Annotated in this window: 15 protein-coding genes; 8 read left to right on the forward strand and 7 right to left on the reverse strand. The window is 45.6% G+C overall.

From position 1 onward, the window contains the following. Positions 1-88 precede the first annotated feature (88 nt). Genes AB6E52_RS00850 through hrpB form a run of 3 tightly spaced genes read right to left on the reverse strand, consistent with a single transcriptional unit; the run spans position 89 to position 7,355 of the window. Complete coding sequence (locus AB6E52_RS00850) at positions 89-2,422, reverse strand: patatin-like phospholipase family protein (RefSeq protein WP_017059426.1); 2,334 nt, start codon at positions 2,420-2,422, stop codon at positions 89-91. Positions 2,423-2,460: 38 nt separating this feature from the next. Next, complete coding sequence (gene mrcB / locus AB6E52_RS00855; protein WP_017063253.1) at positions 2,461-4,860, reverse strand: penicillin-binding protein 1B; 2,400 nt, start codon at positions 4,858-4,860, stop codon at positions 2,461-2,463. Beyond that, positions 4,857-7,355 carry an ATP-dependent helicase HrpB gene (hrpB, locus tag AB6E52_RS00860; protein WP_102319891.1) on the reverse strand — a complete coding sequence of 833 codons (2,499 nt, stop codon included), beginning with the start codon at positions 7,353-7,355 and terminating at the stop codon, positions 4,857-4,859. Before hrpB ends, mrcB begins: the two co-directional genes overlap by 4 nt. Before the next feature lie 34 nt (positions 7,356-7,389). Between hrpB and sfsA the strand changes: the two genes are divergently transcribed. The 7 genes from sfsA to panC all read left to right on the forward strand — a co-directional run bounded on the left by sfsA (position 7,390) and on the right by panC (position 13,528). Further along, on the forward strand, positions 7,390-8,115 hold the full coding sequence (gene sfsA / locus AB6E52_RS00865; protein ID WP_017066814.1) for a DNA/RNA nuclease SfsA: 726 nt from the start codon (positions 7,390-7,392) through the stop codon (positions 8,113-8,115). 135 nt (positions 8,116-8,250) lie between these two features. Beyond that, entirely contained in the window at positions 8,251-8,697 is a 447-nt protein-coding gene (dksA, locus tag AB6E52_RS00870; protein WP_017059430.1) for an RNA polymerase-binding protein DksA, read from the forward strand. 218 nt (positions 8,698-8,915) lie between these two features. Beyond that, complete coding sequence (gluQRS, locus tag AB6E52_RS00875) at positions 8,916-9,791, forward strand: tRNA glutamyl-Q(34) synthetase GluQRS (RefSeq protein WP_102319890.1); 876 nt, start codon at positions 8,916-8,918, stop codon at positions 9,789-9,791. A 183-nt stretch (positions 9,792-9,974) separates the two neighbouring features. Continuing rightward, positions 9,975-11,330, forward strand: a complete 1,356-nt coding sequence (gene pcnB / locus AB6E52_RS00880) for a polynucleotide adenylyltransferase PcnB (protein ID WP_017063249.1) — start codon at positions 9,975-9,977, stop codon at positions 11,328-11,330. Then, positions 11,327-11,812, forward strand: a complete 486-nt coding sequence (gene folK / locus AB6E52_RS00885) for a 2-amino-4-hydroxy-6-hydroxymethyldihydropteridine diphosphokinase (protein ID WP_004735459.1) — start codon at positions 11,327-11,329, stop codon at positions 11,810-11,812. Before pcnB ends, folK begins: the two co-directional genes overlap by 4 nt. 22 nt (positions 11,813-11,834) lie before the next feature. Then, positions 11,835-12,629, forward strand: a complete 795-nt coding sequence (gene panB / locus AB6E52_RS00890; protein WP_017059433.1) for a 3-methyl-2-oxobutanoate hydroxymethyltransferase — start codon at positions 11,835-11,837, stop codon at positions 12,627-12,629. Between the two features lie 8 nt (positions 12,630-12,637). Beyond that, positions 12,638-13,528 carry a pantoate--beta-alanine ligase gene (panC, locus tag AB6E52_RS00895; protein ID WP_017059434.1) on the forward strand — a complete coding sequence of 297 codons (891 nt, stop codon included), beginning with the start codon at positions 12,638-12,640 and terminating at the stop codon, positions 13,526-13,528. An 85-nt stretch (positions 13,529-13,613) separates the two neighbouring features. On the opposite strand, the gene AB6E52_RS00900 is transcribed toward panC, so the two are convergent. The 3 genes from AB6E52_RS00900 to AB6E52_RS00910 form a co-directional block, all read right to left on the reverse strand. Next, positions 13,614-14,384 (reverse strand): ABC transporter permease, encoded by a 771-nt coding sequence (locus AB6E52_RS00900; RefSeq protein WP_010435987.1) that lies wholly within the window; start codon positions 14,382-14,384, stop codon positions 13,614-13,616. 1 nt (position 14,385) lies between these two features. Next, positions 14,386-15,303, reverse strand: coding sequence for an ABC transporter ATP-binding protein (locus AB6E52_RS00905; RefSeq protein ID WP_017059435.1), 918 nt, complete (start codon positions 15,301-15,303; stop codon positions 14,386-14,388). Positions 15,304-15,640: 337 nt separating this feature from the next. Beyond that, positions 15,641-17,272: a SulP family inorganic anion transporter gene (locus AB6E52_RS00910; RefSeq protein ID WP_017063247.1), complete on the reverse strand. Its 1,632-nt coding sequence runs from the start codon at positions 17,270-17,272 to the stop codon at positions 15,641-15,643. A gap of 286 nt (positions 17,273-17,558) precedes the next feature. Between AB6E52_RS00910 and can the strand changes: the two genes are divergently transcribed. Further along, positions 17,559-18,227, forward strand: a complete 669-nt coding sequence (gene can, locus AB6E52_RS00915; protein WP_017059437.1) for a carbonate dehydratase — start codon at positions 17,559-17,561, stop codon at positions 18,225-18,227. A gap of 74 nt (positions 18,228-18,301) precedes the next feature. On the opposite strand, the gene hpt is transcribed toward can, so the two are convergent. Then, complete coding sequence (gene hpt, locus AB6E52_RS00920) at positions 18,302-18,832, reverse strand: hypoxanthine phosphoribosyltransferase (protein WP_102319889.1); 531 nt, start codon at positions 18,830-18,832, stop codon at positions 18,302-18,304. Positions 18,833-19,004 lie beyond the last annotated feature (172 nt).

Below are 19,004 nucleotides of genomic sequence, written 5' to 3' on the forward strand. Positions count from 1 at the left end.
CTTATCATTTTGACCAACATAGCAAGTTAAGACGAAAGTCCCACTATTTTTGCCTAATTACGCACTTAAATGGCGACTCTGCGCATGATTATTTGTAGGACGTACCTACAATCAGATACACCGAATCGAAATTATCTTCGGTTCGGCCATAAGCTAAAATGATCGGCCCGATTGGAGAATCAACACCCGCGAAAACAGAACCCGCGGTGTACATTGGCGCTTCATCAATACTCAAATCATTGTTCGACCAAACACCACCATGCTCAATGGATGCGCCCACGTAGAATGGTGATTTAAAAAGGCCGAAGTCATTTTCAAACCACTTATAACGATAAATAAGGCTGGTGTAAGCCAAGTTCTGACCAATCATACTATTCCTTGGAATACCTGACAGGTTTAAGAAGCCACCAAGCTCTTTGGGATCAATAGGGAAAATCGAATTTTTGCTCTCTACAATACCGTAATCCAGCTTTGCGACTAAAGTATGCTTCTCAATACTCTTTGCTGCCATGAAATTGGCCGAAAACTCATAAACCGTATCACTCTCAGACGTTAAATCCGATTCACCAAGAGAGCTGTCATTATCAAAATCATCATGAGAAACGAGGTACTCTAAATCGACAAAGTAACCCTTGGTCGGTAAGCTGAAATTATCCAAAGTATCCAGTCGGTAACCCATGAAGCCACCAATACGCTTGTAGCCACCACTGCCCAATGAAGGTAACGAAGAAACCTCAACATCCCCATCTGTATAACGAACACCAAATGTCAGCTCCTGCCACAAGGTTGGTTGATAGCCTAATGCCAATTCACCGACATATTCACTATACGTCATAGGGAGATAATCTTTCGTTACGTCCAGTGTCGGTTCTTCAATATCATCAATATCTGCGGGTAGGTTTCTGTTCTCTTTGCTGTAAACAACCGATGCCGAAGTAAACAGCTTTTGACTCGAAAAGAATGGCGAGTATAGTTCCGCTTCAATTCGCTTGTCCGTTCCCATCTCGATATTGGTTCTTAGCTCTGCACCATGCTTATTAATATCAGTAAAGTTGGCTGAGACACCGAGCGAGTATTGGCTTGTAGTAGAGAAATCATCTTCAAGAAAGAATCGAAAGTTGAGGTAGTTTGGCCCCCAAGATTTTTCGTTCACATCGACCAGCAGTTGCTCCTCGCCATCTACCGTGTCAAATTCATAAGTCACCAACTCGAATCTATCTAGCGCATAGAGGTCTTGTACTTTAGATTCAATTTCACTGGTCTTCAGAATCTCACCTGAATCAAGGTTTAAACGGTTTTCGATCAGCTTATCGGAATAGTGGGTATTGTTATTGATAACAACTCGGTCAACGACGGTCTTATCGCCGTGTTTTAGCTGTCTGCGCGCTTTTTGTTTGTCCTCGATATAATGCTGATAATCGGCATTTGAGAGAGATAGCTTAGAAAGTTCATCAGTATGCTGCTTAGCAGCTTCATAGCCCGCGAGGAAAGCCGATGGCATTTTATCAAATTCTGTCGTCTCCATTTCCCCAACATCTGGGCGCAGGAAGACATCATCGTCTGTTAAAGTTTCAGCTTGCTCTTGGGTGCTGCGTTGAACAAGATAATTAGAGAGTTGGTCAGCTGCGGCTAGAAAATTCGTGAAATCATCTTTGCCTTTGTAGTTGGTACTGATATCCACCGCAATGACGATGTCTGCACCCATCGCTCTGGCTACGTCGACGGGCATGTTATTGGTGACACCACCATCAACCAGCATTCGACCATCGAGGTCATAAGGGGGAAGCGCGCCGGGAACTGACATACTCGCCATCATGGCATCAACAAGGTGGCCATGATCGATGACCACCTCTTCAAGTTCGATAATGTCAGTTGCGACTGAACGGTATGGGATAGCAAGATGGTCGAAAGAATCGAATGAGGATAGATTACCCGTGGTCTCACGCAGAATACGCAACATATTCTGGCCTTGCACCACCCCTTTCCTTGCTTTGATTTCGCCCCAACCTAAGCCGAGATCGGTGTTCAGTTGGTAGCGGTCTTCATATTCTTTGTCACGTACACGGCGATCACTACGGTTAACGCGATCACGATAACCGCGATTCCAATCAACCGTATAAATAAAGCTCTCGATCTCGTCTGCGCTCATCCCTGTCGCATAAAGACCACCAACGTATGAGCCCATACTGGTACCGGTAATGTAATCAACCGGGATTTGCATCTCTTCTAGAGCTTTAAGCACACCAATGTGAGCTGCACCTTTTGCCCCACCACCAGCAAGAACGACAGCAACGGTTGGCCTTTTATGAGCTTGTTCAGCCTGCTGAGATTGATCAATCTGTGTCGCGGTGGATGCAAACAGCTGAAAACTGATCACAGTACCGACAACACCTAAGCCACTCACTAACCAACGAGAAATCATTATTTTAACTGTCCTTGTCATTCTTTCTTGTTACGACTTTACCACTGGAAAAGCTTCTTTAGCCACTGTTTTGGTTGACTTTCACAGCCCTTTTTAATGTTTCCACCCTCATCCCAAAGTGGCAGTTTAACTGCACCATCACAATCAAACTCTAAAGCCCCTTCAGAAGTTCGAGTAAAGTTAGCGGTGACAATTCCTGTCGGCCAAGGCAGTAATAACTGCTCGGGTGTTCTCTGTTTGAGATAATCGGCATAAACACGTAACGCACCACTCGAACCAGTAAGCTTAGTCGGCTTATTATCATCACGTCCTAGCCAGATGGTCGTCACTTCACGGCCATCTACGCCCACGAACCAACTGTCTCGGCTGTCATTACTAGTGCCAGTTTTACCAGCTAACCCTGCCCATGCAAACTGACCTTGTAGGAAACGGCCCGTGCCTTCCGACACGCCACGTTTCATTGCATAGGTTGTAAGCCAAGCGGCTTGCTGGTCAACGCTTTGTGATACACGAGGGATCGACTGATACAGAACCTCGCCATCGTTATCAACAACTGAGCGAAGCGCAGACAAAGGTGCTATACGCCCAGAATTGGTAATGGTTTGATACATCTGCGCAACTTGGAACGGAGTCAGTGAGAACGAACCCAAAAACATCGACGGCACTGGGCGAATCTCATTTTTATCGACCCCCAGTTTTCCAATCGTATCCGAGACACTATCAATGCCCAATTGCATGCCTAAACGAACAGTAGGTACGTTGTAAGACTTAGAAAGCGCCACATACAAAGGCACATCGCCACGGAACTTACGATCGAAGTTTCTCGGGCTCCACACGCTACCTTTACTGCCTTTCAAGCTCAGTGGCGTGTCTTTCAATGTTGTCGCCAACGTGTACTTCTGAGGCTGCTCTAGTGCGGTTAAGTAAATTGCAGGCTTGACCAAAGAACCAATTGGGCGACTCGCGTTCAAGGCACGGTTAAAGCCATCGTAGCCAGTACGCTTACCACCGACCATCGCCCGGATTTCACCGGTATTTCTATCCACGGCAATAGCTGCTGCTTCCAGCTTATTACCTGCGGTTTTCGATAAATCAGGCACCTTACGAGCAATCGACTTCTCTAACTTGTCTTGAGATACCGGATCCAGAGAGGTAAAGACTCGAATCCCTTTTTTCGCCTCAAATCGATCGCCGACATACTTCTTAAGCTCAATGTTTACTTGTTGGAAATAAGCGGGCTGACGGCTAGCAATGCGTGGGTTGTCTTGAATATCCAAATCACGACTCGCCGCCTCTTCGTATTGTCGCGGAGTTAAGATGTCTTGTTGCATCAATAAGCGAAGAACCAGATCGCGTCGAGTCTTAGCACGCTCAGGATAGCGAACCGGATTGTAATACGACGGTCCTTTCACCATACCCACCAGCAGTGCTAGCTGATCGATGCGCAGCTCTTGAATAGGTTGACCAAAATACAAACGAGACGCTAAACCGAAGCCATGAATCGCTTGCCCACCATTCTGTCCAAGATAAACCTCATTTAAGTAAGCCTCTAGGATACGGTCTTTGCTGTAACGATGGTCTAAGATAAGTGCAATGTAGGCTTCACGAACCTTACGCCACAATGTACGTTCACTGGACAGGAACAGGTTTTTTGCCAACTGTTGTGTCAGCGTACTACCACCTTGTACCGTTCGCCCAGCTTTGACGTTAACGACCATTGCACGAGCGATGGCCAGTGGCGACACACCATCGTGTTGATAGAAGTTTCGGTCTTCGGTTGCCAGTAAGGCATCAACCATCACTTCTGGGAACTGATTGCGTTTTAAGAACAGGCGCTGCTCATCGTTACTTTTCTCAAGCATGCCAAGCATTTTCGGTTCAACACGCAGGTAGCCCATGTCGCCTTTCTTCTCCAGCGACTGAATGCGAGTTAATTCGTTACCATTGAAGTGCAGCATCACATGACGATCCGCTTCCGGTCCATCAACAAACTCGAACGGACGACGAATCATTTCAATCTTGGTCGAAGAAGAAGAGTATTCGCCTGGGTGACGAGGCGCGTTCACCTTACGGTAATTAAGTACATCGAGCTCATTCTTAACCTGAACCAAACTCACCGGAGTTCCCGGAGACAGGTCTAGCACTCGCGCATAAACCACGGTTGGCAAATCAAACAGCTGACCTTCAAAGCGCTGTTTGACCACAGAATCAAGATAAATACCGACGAACAACAGCAATGCCGCAAGCGCTAAGCCCGCTTTCCAAGAAATGCCCCATAGGATCTTCAACCAACCTCTTTTGCCAGATTTCTTAGCCTTAGGTTTGGTCTTTTTCGCAGCCGCTCTTGGTTTTCTTGGCTTGGCTTTGGTCGCTGGTGACTTCTTTGCTGGCGCTTTTTTAGGTGGTGCCTTTTTTGGCGTTAACATTTTGGTCATCATCGATTCAACTGTCGTTTAGTTTTAGTGGTTGCTACATGGTTAGCAGGGTCATCCGGCCAAGGATGTTTTGGGTAACGGCCCTTCATCTCTTTTTGTACTTCTTTGTACGCGCCAGCCCAAAAGCCAGCTAAATCTTGAGTAATTTGTAGTGGTCGCTGTGCTGGAGAAAGGAGCTCAAGCACTACTTTTTTACGCCCTTGCGCGATCAATGGCGAGTCTTGTTCGCCAAAGACTTCCTGCATTCGCACTGAGATCACTGGTTCAGATTGATATTGATAACGAATGGCCTTCTTGCTGCCTGTTGGCATCAGATAGTGCGTTGGCAACCATTGGTCGATTTCTTGATTCAAAGGCCAACCAAGATAAGCCGACAATGCTTGCTCAATCGAAACACTAGACAGTCCTTTTGCCGACTTAATGCCATTCAGATAGGGAGATAGCCACTCATCAAGGTGTTCAATCAAACTCGCATCGTCCATCGCTGGCCAATCATGCTCAGGCATCCAAAGCTCTGCACAGCGTACACGCTCAACCAACTGCTTAGCCGAAGCTGTCCAATTTAAGCGATCCAACCCACATCGAGCGACATAATTGAGCAGCGCTTGGCTCGCCTGATTCGCATCGGGATCAGGTAAAGCTTTGGTGCTGATAATCAACTTGCCCAGAGATACACGCTGCTCAGCAACTAAACGGCCACGTTTCTCATCCCAATCGGCGTAATCGGAACGCACAAACAGTTTTGGAAATTCAGCTTCTAACTGTGCGATATCAACCGCGGTGGCTAAGAAAATCTGACTGGCTCGCCCTGTGCTGCGCATCAAATCAATCACTACGATATAGTTATTGTTCGCCAGTGGATCATCATCACGAACCTCAGCACCGTGGCCATTCGCCAAAAGGAAAGCACTGCTGGTCGCGCTTCTCACTTGTGCAATCCGGTCTGGGAAGGCAAAACAAAGCACTAATGGTAGCAATGATTCGTCAGCTTGTGACAAATCTAAGTGATGATTGAGTTTGCTCGCGAGACTTTTCGCTCGCTGCATCACAACGCTATTTTTGGAATGTTTTCTTTGCTTAAGTCGATGCAAAGAGTGTTGAATATCCGTCACATTGCGCTCCGGCTCTTCCAGCAAAGCAGCAGCAACAATCGCGACATTCAACAGAGCAGGACTACCTTGCTGCGCTTTAACCAACATGCTGGCAATACGAGGCTCTAGACCTAAACGTTGGACCTGTTTTCCTAATGCCGTAAATTGACCATTATCGTCTAACAATTCAAGAGTCTGTAAGAGTTGCTTGGCTTGCCCGATAGAAGCTTTGGGTGGAACGTCTAACCATTGCAGTTCATCAGCACTCGCAGCGCCCCATTGCGTCAATTCAGACACCAGCGAAGACAAATCAGAATGAAGAATTTCAGGTTCTGGTATAGCTGGTTGCTGCATCAGCTGCGTTTCGCTGTACAAACGAACGCACAAGCCCTCTTCAATTCGTCCCGCACGGCCCGCTCGTTGTTCAGCTGAAGATTGCGAGATTTTCACTTGCTCAAGCTTAGTAATACCGGTTTTCAGATCGAACTTCGCCACACGTTCAAGCCCAGAATCAACCACCAATCGAATACCTTCAATCGTCAAAGAAGTCTCAGCAATATTGGTCGCTAACACCACCTTTCGACGCCCTTTCTCTGATGGCGCGATCGCTTTCTGCTGTTGAGAAAAGCTGAGTTGCCCATACAGAGGACACACATCGATATCATTGGCGAATTGTTCTAGTTGAGATTCCACCTGCTTAATCGCAGAAACGCCCGGCAAAAAGGCCAGAAGTGAGCCTGACTCTTTCTCCATCAGAGAGCGAATCACGTTAGCCATTTTAGGGGCTAGATATTCATTTGCGTTAAGAGGCTGATAACGGAAATCGACCGGAAAGGTGCGACCTTGTGATTCAACGTATTTGGCATTCGGCAGCAAAGTTTGCAGAGCTTGTTGATCTAAAGTTGCCGACATCACTACCACTTTCAGATCGTCACGCAACGCCTCTTGGATCTCTAAGCTAAACGCCAATGCGGTATCGGCGTGAATACTGCGCTCGTGAAATTCATCAAAGATCACCATATCAACCCCAGTTAATTCAGGGTCGGTTTGGATCATTCTTGTCATGATCCCTTCAGTAACAATCTCTAAGCGAGTCGCACTGCTGCTTTTAGATTCACCACGAACTCTAAAGCCAATGCTCTCTCCCACCTTTTCTCCCAATTGGCTCGCTAAGTAAGTAGCAATATTCCTTGCAGCCAAACGCCTCGGTTCAAGCATGATGATTTTGCCTTGAACGGCGTTGGTCTTAACTAACTGTAAAGGGAAGAATGTTGACTTACCCGCACCGGGAGCGGCCTTTAGAATAAGTTGAGTGTGTGTTTCTAAGCCAGCGAGCAGATCTGGCATCACAGCTTCTATGGGCAGTTGTGGCAATGGGAGAACCTTGTGGTGTAATGTTGGCAACATTGTACATAAAAACCTACCTGTCTAAATAAGTAATATGCACTTCAATCCTCCATTAGAGCCAGCGACTCTTATTAAACGCTATAAACGCTTTCTCACTGACATCCAACTTCCAGACGGTAGCGAGCGCACTATCCACTGCGCTAACACTGGAGCGATGACAGGATGTGCGACTCCTGGCAATACGGTGTGGTACTCAACCTCCGATAATGCAAAGAGAAAGTACCCAAACAGCTGGGAGATCTCAGAAACAGACAAAGGTCATCGTATTTGTGTAAATACTGCGCGGGCAAACCAGCTAGCAGTGGAAGCAATTGAAAATGGGACTATAGTTGAACTCTTAGGTTATAACGCGTTACGAACCGAAGTGAAATATGGCAGTGAGAATAGTCGCATTGATATTCTGCTTGAAGATAACGAAAAGCCGCCTTGCTATATCGAAGTGAAAAGCGTCACTTTGCTCGACGAGCAAGAAACGTCAACTAAAGGGCAAGGTTTTTTCCCTGATGCGGTCACAACCAGAGGCCAAAAACATCTGCGTGAACTCACAGAAATGGTCGAATCTGGAAATAGAGCCGTACTTTTATTCACTGTTTTACATTCAGGTATTGAAAAAGTGTCTGCGGCACACCATATAGACGCCAAATATTCGTTATTACTAAAACAAGCACAAGACGCTGGAGTTGAAGTGCTTTGCTATAAAGCAGAGCTCAGCAGTACTCAAATACAACTAAAACAAGCTGTTGAATTTATCAATAGCTAAGCAAAGATGCTGAACTAATCACATTGATTGCAAGTTTGAATAAGAGTATTTGCCACCATTCGTTCTTTCTGCTATAGATACCCGCCTTAAAATTAGCTGCTTTGCAGTTGACTAGGTGTAAATAGGAGATGCTGTATGCCAGAATCTAAGAAAAAAGCGCTAGGCATCCTAGCCATCGCAGGTGTTGAACCGTACCAAGAGAAGCCAGGTGAAGAGTACATGTCACTTGAGCAAACGGAACATTTTACAAAAATTTTAGCAGCTTGGCGCAACCAGCTCAGGGAAGAAGTTGATCGTACTGTGCACCACATGCAGGACGAAGCAGCGAATTTCCCAGACCCAGTTGACCGTGCTTCTCAAGAAGAAGAATTCAGCTTAGAGTTACGTAACCGTGACCGTGAACGTCGTCTTATCAAAAAAATTGAGAAGACATTAGACAAGATCGAAGAAGACGATTTCGGCTTCTGTGATTCTTGCGGTATCGAGATTGGCATTCGTCGCCTTGAAGCTCGTCCAACTGCTGATCTTTGTATTGACTGTAAAACACTTGCAGAGATCAAAGAAAAACAGATGCAAGGTTAATTCTTGCAGATGTAAAGAAAGGGAGCCTTGGCTCCCTTTTTTGTTTGTTATCCAAGCGAAGTATTTCACACGCTTGATAGTAAATAGCAGCTTTAAGCCTTAGTTCTATACATCAAACCTTGTTCTATAGATTGAAGCTTAGTTCTAGGCATTAAAGCTCTTGTCAAACGTCTTAAGAATCGGCTACTGCGGTACCATTTAGATTAGGTTGTTCACTCATGAATTATATCGGGCGCTTTGCACCATCACCGTCAGGTCCTCTTCATTTTGGCTCACTTGTTGCTGCTCTTGGTAGCTACTTTCAAGCGAAATCTAACCAAGGAAAATGGTTAGTTCGTATGGAAGACCTCGACCCACCAAGAGAAATGGCCGGCGCTGCAGACCTCATTCTTAAGACGCTTGAGGCTTACCATCTATTTTGGGATGGTGAAGTCGTCTATCAAAGCCAACGTCATGACTTGTATCAAGCTCAAATCGATCAATGGGTTGCTGACAATCAAGCCTACTACTGCCAATGCACCCGCAAGCAGATAAAGGCTTTGGGCGGTTTTTACAATGGTCATTGTCGAGATGCAGGCTTAATCGATTCAGGCGAACAGGCGGTGCGCTTGTGCATGGACTTTCCAGTGGAGTCCTTTGATGATGTTCGCCACGGCACCATTCAAATCCCTAAAGCACTAGCTGTAGAAGATTTTATTATTAAACGCAGAGATGGATTGTTTGCCTATAACTTGGCCGTTGTCCTTGATGACATCGAACAAGGAGTAACAGAAGTCGTAAGAGGCGCAGATCTGATAGAACCCACCGGTCGACAAATCAGTTTGTATAAGACGCTCAAGCAAAAAACAGTGAGCTACTTGCACTTACCATTGGCAACCGATGGCTTGGGGAATAAACTGTCAAAACAGAACCATGCCACCGCGATAGATCTAGACAACCCAAAACCAACGTTACTCAACGCGATGCGATTCTTAGGTTTTGATATCCCGACGGCCCTTTATGAGGCTTCAATGGATGAGATTTTATTGTGGGGCTGCCAACAATGGAACGTCAGTCAGTTACCTGATAGTTTACAAAAAGAGCACTGTAATTAGCTCGAAACTCACGGCAAATAGCAAAAACGACACATAAAAATGCCATAACCAACCACTGTGGTTAAGCAGACGATGTTCTCAAATGGCTCGCGCTAAGCTATTATTAGCCGCAATTAAACTCTGCACTACCACTTTGGACTAAGAGAAAAACAAAGTTGGCGATACCTACTTTGTTCTAAACTAATGAATACAAACGACAATACCCCAAGCGAACAACGCGGATTCCACGAATTAGCTCTGAATATTTATACTCGTCAAGAGCACAATATTTCACGCAAGCAGATCAGCGACAACGCACTAAAAGTGCTATATCGCCTGAATGGTGCGGGTTTTGACGCATTTCTAGTCGGTGGTGGTGTGCGCGATATCTTATTAGGCTCTCAGCCAAAAGATTTTGATATTGCGACCAACGCAACGCCAGAGCAAATCAAACACCTCTTCAGAAACTGTCGTCTTATCGGTCGCCGTTTCCGCTTGGCACATATCATGTTTGGTCGCGACATCATTGAAGTGGCAACTTTCCGTGGTCACCACCAAGAACCATCGAAGAACGTTTCTGCACAATCGAAAGAAGGCATGCTACTTCGCGATAACGTGTACGGCAGTGTTGATGAAGATGCAGAGCGTCGTGATTTCACAATCAACGCGATGTACTACAACATTGCAGACTACAGCATCCACGATTACGCGGGTGGTGTAGAAGATTTAGAAGATAAACTGATCCGCCTGATTGGCGATCCAGAAACGCGTTACCGCGAAGACCCAGTACGTATGCTACGTGCAATGCGCTTCGCCGCTAAACTGGATTTCGACATCGAAGAAGACACGGCTGACCCGATTGAAGAGTTAGCTCACCTTCTAAGAGATATCCCAGCAGCGCGCCTTTACGAAGAGTCTCTGAAATTACTGCAATCAGGTCACGGTTTAGAAACCTACCACTTGATGCGCGAGTACAATCTATTCCAACAGATGTTCCCAACGGTAGCGGAGCACTTCACCGAAGATTACGACTCACACACAGAGCAGATGCTTGATTTGGTTCTCGATTCAACCGACCTTCGCATCGAAGATGGTAAGCGAGTAAACCCAGCATTCATGTTCGCAGCGATGCTTTGGTACCCAATGAACAAGCTGGCAGACAAACTTGTCGCTGAACAGGGTATGGCACACTACGATGCGATCATGGAAGCGAGTAACATCATTCTAGATCAGCAAGTAAAGTCTATTGCGATTCCTCGTCGTCACACAGCAACCATTCGCGAAGTTTGGCAACTGCAACTTCGACTGCCTCGTCGCAACGGTAAACGCGCTGTTCGTCTAATGGAATTAAACAAATTCCGTGCAGGCTACGATTTCCTAGAAATGCGTGGTGAGATTGAAGGTGGCGAAACCAAAGAGTTAGCAAAATGGTGGGAGCGTTATCAGACTGCGGGTCGCAACATGCGTCAAGCAATGGCTAACGACGTTGCAGCACCATCAAAGTCAGGCCATCGTCGCCGTAAGACTTACCGAAACAAAAAGAGTAAGCAATCCGAATGATAACTGCTTACATTGCGGTCGGCAGCAACCTTGCCGACCCAGTTAGCCAAGCAAATTTGGCTATCGAAACGCTAAAAAGCCTACCGCGATCAACGTTTATTGCGACCTCTCAGCTATATAGTAGCACCCCAATGGGACCGCAAAATCAACCAGACTACATCAACGCGGTAGTCGCTATCCAAACCGAATTAACGCCAATTGAACTGCTTGATTGCACTCAAAAGATCGAACTAGAGCAAGGGCGCGTCCGTAAAGACGAACGTTGGGGACCAAGAACCTTGGATCTCGACATTGTGCTATACGGCAATGAGGTGATCGATTCAGAGCGCTTAATCGTTCCTCATTATGGAATGAAAGAACGAGAGTTTGTACTCTACCCGCTTGCTGAAATCGCACCAAGTTTACAACTCCCTGATGGGACTGAGCTGACAGAACTACTGAAAATAGTAGATAAGAACGGGCTCAATGTTTGGCAACAATAGCCAAGCGCATTAAGGAAAACCAATGAAAAAAGTAACCATTAACGACCTGATCAAATGCAAACGTGAAGGCCGTAAATTCGCGACTTCGACAGCTTATGATGCGAGCTTTGCTCAATTATTCGAAAGCCAAGAAATGCCAGTTCTGCTTGTCGGTGATTCACTGGGTATGGTTTTACAAGGCCATAACGATACATTACCAGTAACTGTTGAAGACATTGCTTACCATACTCGCTCAGTGCGTGCTGGTAGCCCGAACTGTCTTCTTATGGCTGACATGCCTTTCATGAGCTACGCAACGCCAGAACAAGCTTGTGAGAGCGCAGCTACCTTGATGCGTGCTGGCGCGAACATGGTAAAAATCGAAGGCGGAAGCTGGTTGGTTGATACTGTGAAAATGCTAACAGAACGCGCAGTACCAGTATGTGCGCACTTAGGCTTAACGCCTCAATCTGTGAACATCTTTGGTGGTTACAAGATTCAAGGTCGTGACGACGAGCAAGCCGACAAAATGGTTGCTGACGCGTTAGCACTGCAAAACGCAGGCGCTCAAATCGTTCTACTTGAATGTGTGCCAGCTTCATTGGCAAAACGAATTACAGAAGCTTGTGACGTACCGGTTATCGGTATCGGCGCAGGTAATGTTACCGATGGTCAGATCTTGGTTATGCATGACATGTTCGGTATTTCTGCGAACTACATGCCGAAGTTCTCTAAGAACTTCCTAGCAGAAACAGGTGATATGCGTAAGGCAGTAGCTCTATACAAAGAAGAAGTAGAGAGCGCGCGCTTCCCTGATGAAGCTCATACAATCGCTTAGGAGTAAGTATGCAAACTTTTGCTGAAATAGCGGCTCTTCGTGAGCAGATTAAACAGTTTAAGCGTGATGGACGTACGGTTGCTTTTGTACCGACAATGGGAAACCTGCATGAAGGCCACCTGACTCTGGTAAAGAAAGCTCGTGAACTGGCCGACATCGTTGTGGTAAGCATCTTTGTAAACCCAATGCAGTTTGACCGTGCAGACGACCTAAACAACTACCCTCGAACGTTAGAAGCAGATTTAAGCAAACTAACAGGTGAAGGGGTTGAGCTAGTATTTACACCAACGCCAGAGGTGATGTACCCAGATGGATTAGACAAGCAGACGTTTGTTGAGGTCCCTGGCATATCTCACATGCTTGAAGGTGCCTCTCGTCCAGGTCACTTCCGTGGTGTATCAACCATTGTCACTAAACTGTTTAATATCGTTCAGCCAGACTTTGCATGCTTCGGCGAGAAAGACTTTCAGCAACTTGCTGTTATTCGCCAGATGACCACTGATTTAGCATTAGACATTGAAGTTGTCGGCGTTGCGACCGTTCGTGAAATGGATGGTTTGGCAATGAGCTCTCGCAATAGCAACCTAACGATTGACGAGCGCCAACGAGCGCCCGTTTTAGCGCGTACTATGCGCTGGATCAGCAGCGCTATTCGTGGTGGTCGCGATGATTACGCATCAGTGATTGAAGATGCTACTGACCAGCTACGCGCTGCAGATCTTCAACCTGACGAAATCTTCATTTGTGATGCTAAAACTCTGCAAGCGATCACTTCAGAATCAACTCAAGCAGTGATTCTAATGTCGGCTTTCCTAGGTAAGACGCGTCTTATCGATAACCAAGTTCTCGATTTGGTAACGGAAACCAAAGAAGAAGTGAAAGAAGAAACGACTGAATAGTCGGCTTCTGCTCTTAACGCAAAACAAAAAAAGGTCGATGTTATATCGACCTTTTTCTTTACCTGTTACTTAGATGAACCAAAGGTTAGCTACGTAAGCCAATACCCTTTGTCACTAGGTAGTGTGCAATGCCATACAACAGCACGATAAACACACCTAGTACGCCAAACGACGTCACGATCCCCACATCAGACACACCCAAGAAGCCATATCTGAACGCGTTAACCATGTACACGATAGGGTTCAACTTCGATACACCTTGCCAGAATTCAGGCAATAGACTGATCGAGTAGAACACACCACCAAGGTACGTCAGCGGCGTTAAGATAAAGGTTGGGATAATAGAGATATCATCAAACGTGCGTGCGAATACCGCGTTAATCAAGCCACCCAAAGCGAATACTACCGACGTTAAAAATACCGTCGCAATGATCACGCCCCAATGGTCAACTTGTAAGTCGACAAAGAACAACGACACGAAGGTTACTATGGTACCCACTAACAAGCCACGAACCACACCACCCATTACGAAGCCGGCGATAATCACGTAGTTAGGAACAGGCGCTACAAGCAGCTCTTCAATGTTCTTCTGGAACTTGGCACTAAAGAACGATGAAGCAACGTTGGAATATGAGTTGGTGATCACCGACATCATGATCAGACCTGGAACAATGTATTCCATGTAGCTAAAGCCGTTCATTTCACCAATACGCGCACCAATCAGGTTACCGAAGATGATGAAGTAAAGCGTCATGGTAATCGCTGGCGGCACCAGAGTCTGCACCCAGATACGAGTAAAGCGATTGATCTCTTTGGTCAACAAACTGCAGAAAGCGGTCCAATATAGGCTGTACATATTATTTACTCCCCTCACGGACGATACTCACAAATAGCTCTTCTAGACGGTTTGCTTTGTTACGCATAGAGAGGACTTTAACCTGTTGCTCGCTCAATTGAGCAAAGATGGTATTCAAACCTAGGTTCTTGTCGATTTCGATTTCTAGCGAGCCATTGACCATCACTTGGCTATTCACGCCTTCAAGCTTAGGTTCAGTCGTGCCCTCTTCCAGATCCAGAATAAAGGTCTCAGCACTCAATTTGCCCAACAGCGCTTTCATTGTTGTGTTCTCAATCAGCTCACCGCGATTGATGATACCAATGTTGCGACACAGCATTTCTGCTTCTTCTAGGTAGTGCGTGGTCAAGATAATGGTAATGCCCTGCTTCTCATTGATCTCTTTTAGGAATTCCCACATTGAACGACGTAGTTCAATATCAACGCCTGCTGTCGGTTCATCAAGGATCAACAAATGAGGTTCATGCATCAATGCACGCGCGATCATCAAACGACGCTTCATACCACCAGACAAGTTACGCGCGCGTTCGCCACGCTTTTCCCACAGATCGAGTTGAGATAGGTACTTTTTCGCTCGCTCTTTCGCTAATGCTTTTGGCACGCCGTAATAACCCGCTTGTTGCAGCACGATCTGTTCAACGGTTTCAAACGGGTTAAAGTTAAACTCTTGAGGCACAAGGCCTAAGTTCTGCTTCGCCAATTCCAGATCGGTATCAATGTCGTAGCCGAACACTTTAACCTTGCCTGACGTTTTATTTACCAGTGAAGAGATAACACCAATGGTGGTTGATTTACCCGCACCATTGGGACCAAGTAGTGCGTAAAAGTCGCCTTTTTCTACTTGTAAACTAACGCCCTTAAGAGCCTCGAAGCCCCCAGCATAAGTTTTTCTTAATTGCTCAATTTCTAATGCATACATAGAGATAGACTGCCATTTGCTATAGATAAGATGTAGACGGCCGAGCTTGAGGAAGAGAGTAATGCTTAAAACGAACTAGCTGAAAGCTAACCCAAGATTTGTTTACTCGGCCATTTTGCGAACAAGTTTATCGTTGATTGACGATGAATACAAATATCGTGTGAGAGTTTCTTTCGAAAACAAATAAGCGTCTTGGCTACGTGAAGACTAAATCAACGTTCAATAAATATAAAAATGCCGCTAAGTGATTCACTTAACGGCATTAATGATCAGTCTTGAAGTGAGCGTCTATGGCTTATTCATATCAGGTCATTCATATCAGCTTATTACTGAAAAATTAAACTGACTCAAATTGATGCTCATCTCTGTCGACATAGCTTGTTGCTGCCGTCAGGGCTTCATATCTGAATCGATAAGTGTTGGATTCAGGTACTAGGTCAATCACGTGGAACTTCTCTAGTTGTTGACGAGTATTCTCATTAGGACACAGCAGATACACCTCACACTGCGCATCCAATGCATCTTTAATCGCATTCTCTAGCGCTAGGCCAACAGTGACATCAATCATAGGTACATCTGTCAGGTCTAGAATCATCGCTTCATAGTCAGAGATACTTGAGTGCTGACGTGAAATCGCCTTTGAAACGCTGAATATCATCGGCCCTGATAGGTAGAAGAATAGCACCTTACCATTGGCACTATCGAGTAACTGACGTTCGCTATCAGTCAATGGGATATCGTCTTCATCATCACCATCACTGATCGCCTTAACTTGTCTGGCTTGCTCTCGGCTTAATCTTTCAATAATCAGAATATTCGAGATAAACACACCCAGTCCAACGGCAATAATCAAGTCAACAAACACAGTCAATAGCATCACGCCGTACATCACGCCCATGCCGGCATAGCTAACCTTGTGCGCGCGCTGGATAAAGCTCCAATCTAGGATATTGAAACCAACATACATCGCGATACCAGCCAGCACTGCCATAGGAATCGGTTCTGTTAAACCACCTGCAACCAATACCACGAGCGCAAGTACTAAAGCTCGAATAACACCTGAAAGCGGAGAACGCGCTCCCACCTGAATATTGGTTACAGTCCCCATAGTGGCACCCGCGCCAGGTAGTGCACCAAACAGGCCAGAGATCATATTGGCAATGCCTTGGCCACGAAGCTCTTTGTCTGAGTCATGCTCTTTACGAGTCAATGAATCTCCGATAACCGCGGTCAAAAGCGTATCAATACAACCTAATGTACCAAGCACCAAGGCATCGATAACCATAGTCGTGAACTGTTCAGCGCTGATCGTAGGGATAACGAGGGAAGGTAAACCAGCTGGGATTTCACCAATACGGCGAATAGAGTCGGTATCAAAAATAATGACGGACAAGAGCGTTACAGCCACTAACGCGACCAGTTGAGCAGGCACATACTTACGATACTTAGCGGGGAAGCCAAAAAGAATACCGAGTGTCAGAGCACCTAGAAATAGCTCACTCACTTTTAAGTTTGCTAGCGTATCAGGTAAAGCAGAGAGCGTGCCCATTACACCACCGGATGGAGCGGCATGCCCTAACAATGGAGACAGCTGCAAGATAATCAGAATAACGCCAATGCCCGACATGAATCCGGAGATCACGCTATATGGCATCAAAGTGACGTATTTTCCTAGCTTTAACGTACCAAGTAATATCTGGAATGCACCGGCCATCATCACGACAGTAAAGGTCATTGCCATACCCGTTTCAGGATATTTAGCAACCATACTCGTCATTACGGCAGTCATGATCACCGTCATCGGGCCGGTAGGTTCAGAAATCAAACTACTCGAACCGCCAAACAATGCTGCAAATAGGCCAACCATAATGGCGCCCCACAAGCCAGCTTCAGCTCCCGCGCCAGAAGCAACACCAAATGCCAATGCTAAAGGTAATGAGATGATGGCTGTAGTAACACCACCAAACATGTCCCCTTTGAGATTGATATCCGTAAAACGACTTCCAAACAAAACACACCTTCCTGATGATGAAATGACAAACCTTATCACTTTAACAAATGTATCAAGTGTTCAGAAAGTGTTAATTCAATCACATTATTCATGTCTTATAACCGGATCATAGCTTCTACGCTAAGTTAATGATTTTAACGACGAGTACACGTCAGATGAGTACTATTTGACACAGTTTTTACGAGATTGAATTTGTAACATTGTGTATAGTTGAGATTCTTAATTAAGGGATGTAAGACGCAAAATGCCAGAGATTAAACAGCTTTTTGAAAACAACTCTAAATGGTCAGAAGAAATTCGATCTCAACGACCTGAGTATTTTACAACGCTTGAAGAGGGTCAAAGCCCTGGTTTTCTATGGATAGGTTGTTCAGATAGCCGAGTTCCAGCCGAGCGCCTGACTGGCTTATATTCTGGAGAACTGTTTGTTCACCGAAACGTGGCCAACCAAGTGGTTCATACAGACCTAAACTGTCTATCTGTTGTTCAGTACGCAGTAGATGTGCTTAAAGTGAAACACATTATTGTCTGTGGTCACTACGGTTGTGGCGGTGTTAACGCGGCGATTGATAACCCTAAACTTGGTCTTATCAACAACTGGTTACTGCACATCCGTGACAATTACCTAAAATACCGCAAGCAAATCGAGGGGCTTCCTCGTGAGCAATGGGGTGACAAGTTATGCGAAATTAACGTCGCAGAACAGGTTTATAACCTAGGTAACTCAACCATTATGCAAAATGCGTGGGAGCGTGGCCAAGACGTTGAAATCCATGGTGTGGTTTATGGTATTGGCGATGGCAAGCTACAGGACCTTGGCGTACGTTGCTCAAGTAACGATACTTTAGAGAACAGTCACTTAGATGCATTAAACAAGATCTTAACGACGCCTCTTCTTAGTCAACAAAGCTAACCCATTCCGTCATATATACAAAAAGCCCGCATCAAGCGGGCTTTTTAATGACTTCTAAACCACAAGCGTAATGATTACTCTTGAGGTACTACCTTACCGATGTACGGTAGGTGACGATATTTTTGTGCGTAGTCGATACCAACACCAACAACAAACTCGTCTGGGATCTCAAAACCAATCCATTTTGTATCGACAGTCACTTCACGGCGAGAAGGCTTGTCTAATAGCGTACAAATTTCGATAGACTTAGGACCACGTAGGCTCAGAATCTCTTTTACTTTAGTCAGCGTGTTACCTGTATCGATAATATCCTCTACAAGTAGAACGTCTTTACCTTGGATGTCGTCATCTAGGTCTTTCAAAATACGAACATCACGTGAGCTTTCCATGCTGTTGCCGTAGCTAGACGCAGTCATGAAATCAACTTGGTGAGTTAAATCGATAGCACGAGCAAGATCCGCCATAAAGACAAACGATCCACGTAATAAGCCAACTAAAACCAGATCTTCACTGCCTTGGTAGTGTTCCGTGATCTGTTTGCCTAGTTCGTTCACTCGATCCTGAACTTCTTGCTCAGAGATCATGACTTCAACTGTATGCTTCATACTGCTCTCATTTTGTTTGGTGATTGCGACAAGTGTAGACAGTTATGCCATGGGTGCCGCTCAATTTGTGCGTAAGTCTAGCACTGCTCAAATACCCACACCACCTTATGGTTCCAATTTACTGTGAGATTATCAATGAAATGTGCACTTGTGCCTTGTCTGATAGTCGCCT

Origin of the sequence: Vibrio sp. 10N.247.311.13 (genome assembly GCF_041467595.1) — a bacterium.
Lineage (GTDB): Bacteria > Pseudomonadota > Gammaproteobacteria > Enterobacterales > Vibrionaceae > Vibrio > Vibrio crassostreae_C.

Bases quoted from the DNA above. Each gene is read 5' to 3' on its own strand.
- hrpB (WP_102319891.1), bottom strand. From the start codon at position 7,355: ATGTTGCCAACATTACACCACAAGGTTCTCCCATTGCCACAACTGCCC.
- pcnB (WP_017063249.1), top strand. From the start codon at position 9,975: ATGAATACAAACGACAATACCCCAAGCGAACAACGCGGATTCCACGAA.
- AB6E52_RS00850 (WP_017059426.1), bottom strand. From the start codon at position 2,422: ATGATTTCTCGTTGGTTAGTGAGTGGCTTAGGTGTTGTCGGTACTGTG.
- AB6E52_RS00910 (WP_017063247.1), bottom strand. From the start codon at position 17,272: ATGTTTGGTGGTGTTACTACAGCCATCATCTCATTACCTTTAGCATTG.
- dksA (WP_017059430.1), top strand. From the start codon at position 8,251: ATGCCAGAATCTAAGAAAAAAGCGCTAGGCATCCTAGCCATCGCAGGT.
- panC (WP_017059434.1), top strand. From the start codon at position 12,638: ATGCAAACTTTTGCTGAAATAGCGGCTCTTCGTGAGCAGATTAAACAG.
- mrcB (WP_017063253.1), bottom strand. From the start codon at position 4,860: ATGATGACCAAAATGTTAACGCCAAAAAAGGCACCACCTAAAAAAGCG.
- can (WP_017059437.1), top strand. From the start codon at position 17,559: ATGCCAGAGATTAAACAGCTTTTTGAAAACAACTCTAAATGGTCAGAA.
- panB (WP_017059433.1), top strand. From the start codon at position 11,835: ATGAAAAAAGTAACCATTAACGACCTGATCAAATGCAAACGTGAAGGC.
- hpt (WP_102319889.1), bottom strand. From the start codon at position 18,832: ATGAAGCATACAGTTGAAGTCATGATCTCTGAGCAAGAAGTTCAGGAT.
- gluQRS (WP_102319890.1), top strand. From the start codon at position 8,916: ATGAATTATATCGGGCGCTTTGCACCATCACCGTCAGGTCCTCTTCAT.
- AB6E52_RS00900 (WP_010435987.1), bottom strand. From the start codon at position 14,384: ATGTACAGCCTATATTGGACCGCTTTCTGCAGTTTGTTGACCAAAGAG.
- AB6E52_RS00905 (WP_017059435.1), bottom strand. From the start codon at position 15,303: ATGTATGCATTAGAAATTGAGCAATTAAGAAAAACTTATGCTGGGGGC.
- folK (WP_004735459.1), top strand. From the start codon at position 11,327: ATGATAACTGCTTACATTGCGGTCGGCAGCAACCTTGCCGACCCAGTT.
- sfsA (WP_017066814.1), top strand. From the start codon at position 7,390: ATGCACTTCAATCCTCCATTAGAGCCAGCGACTCTTATTAAACGCTAT.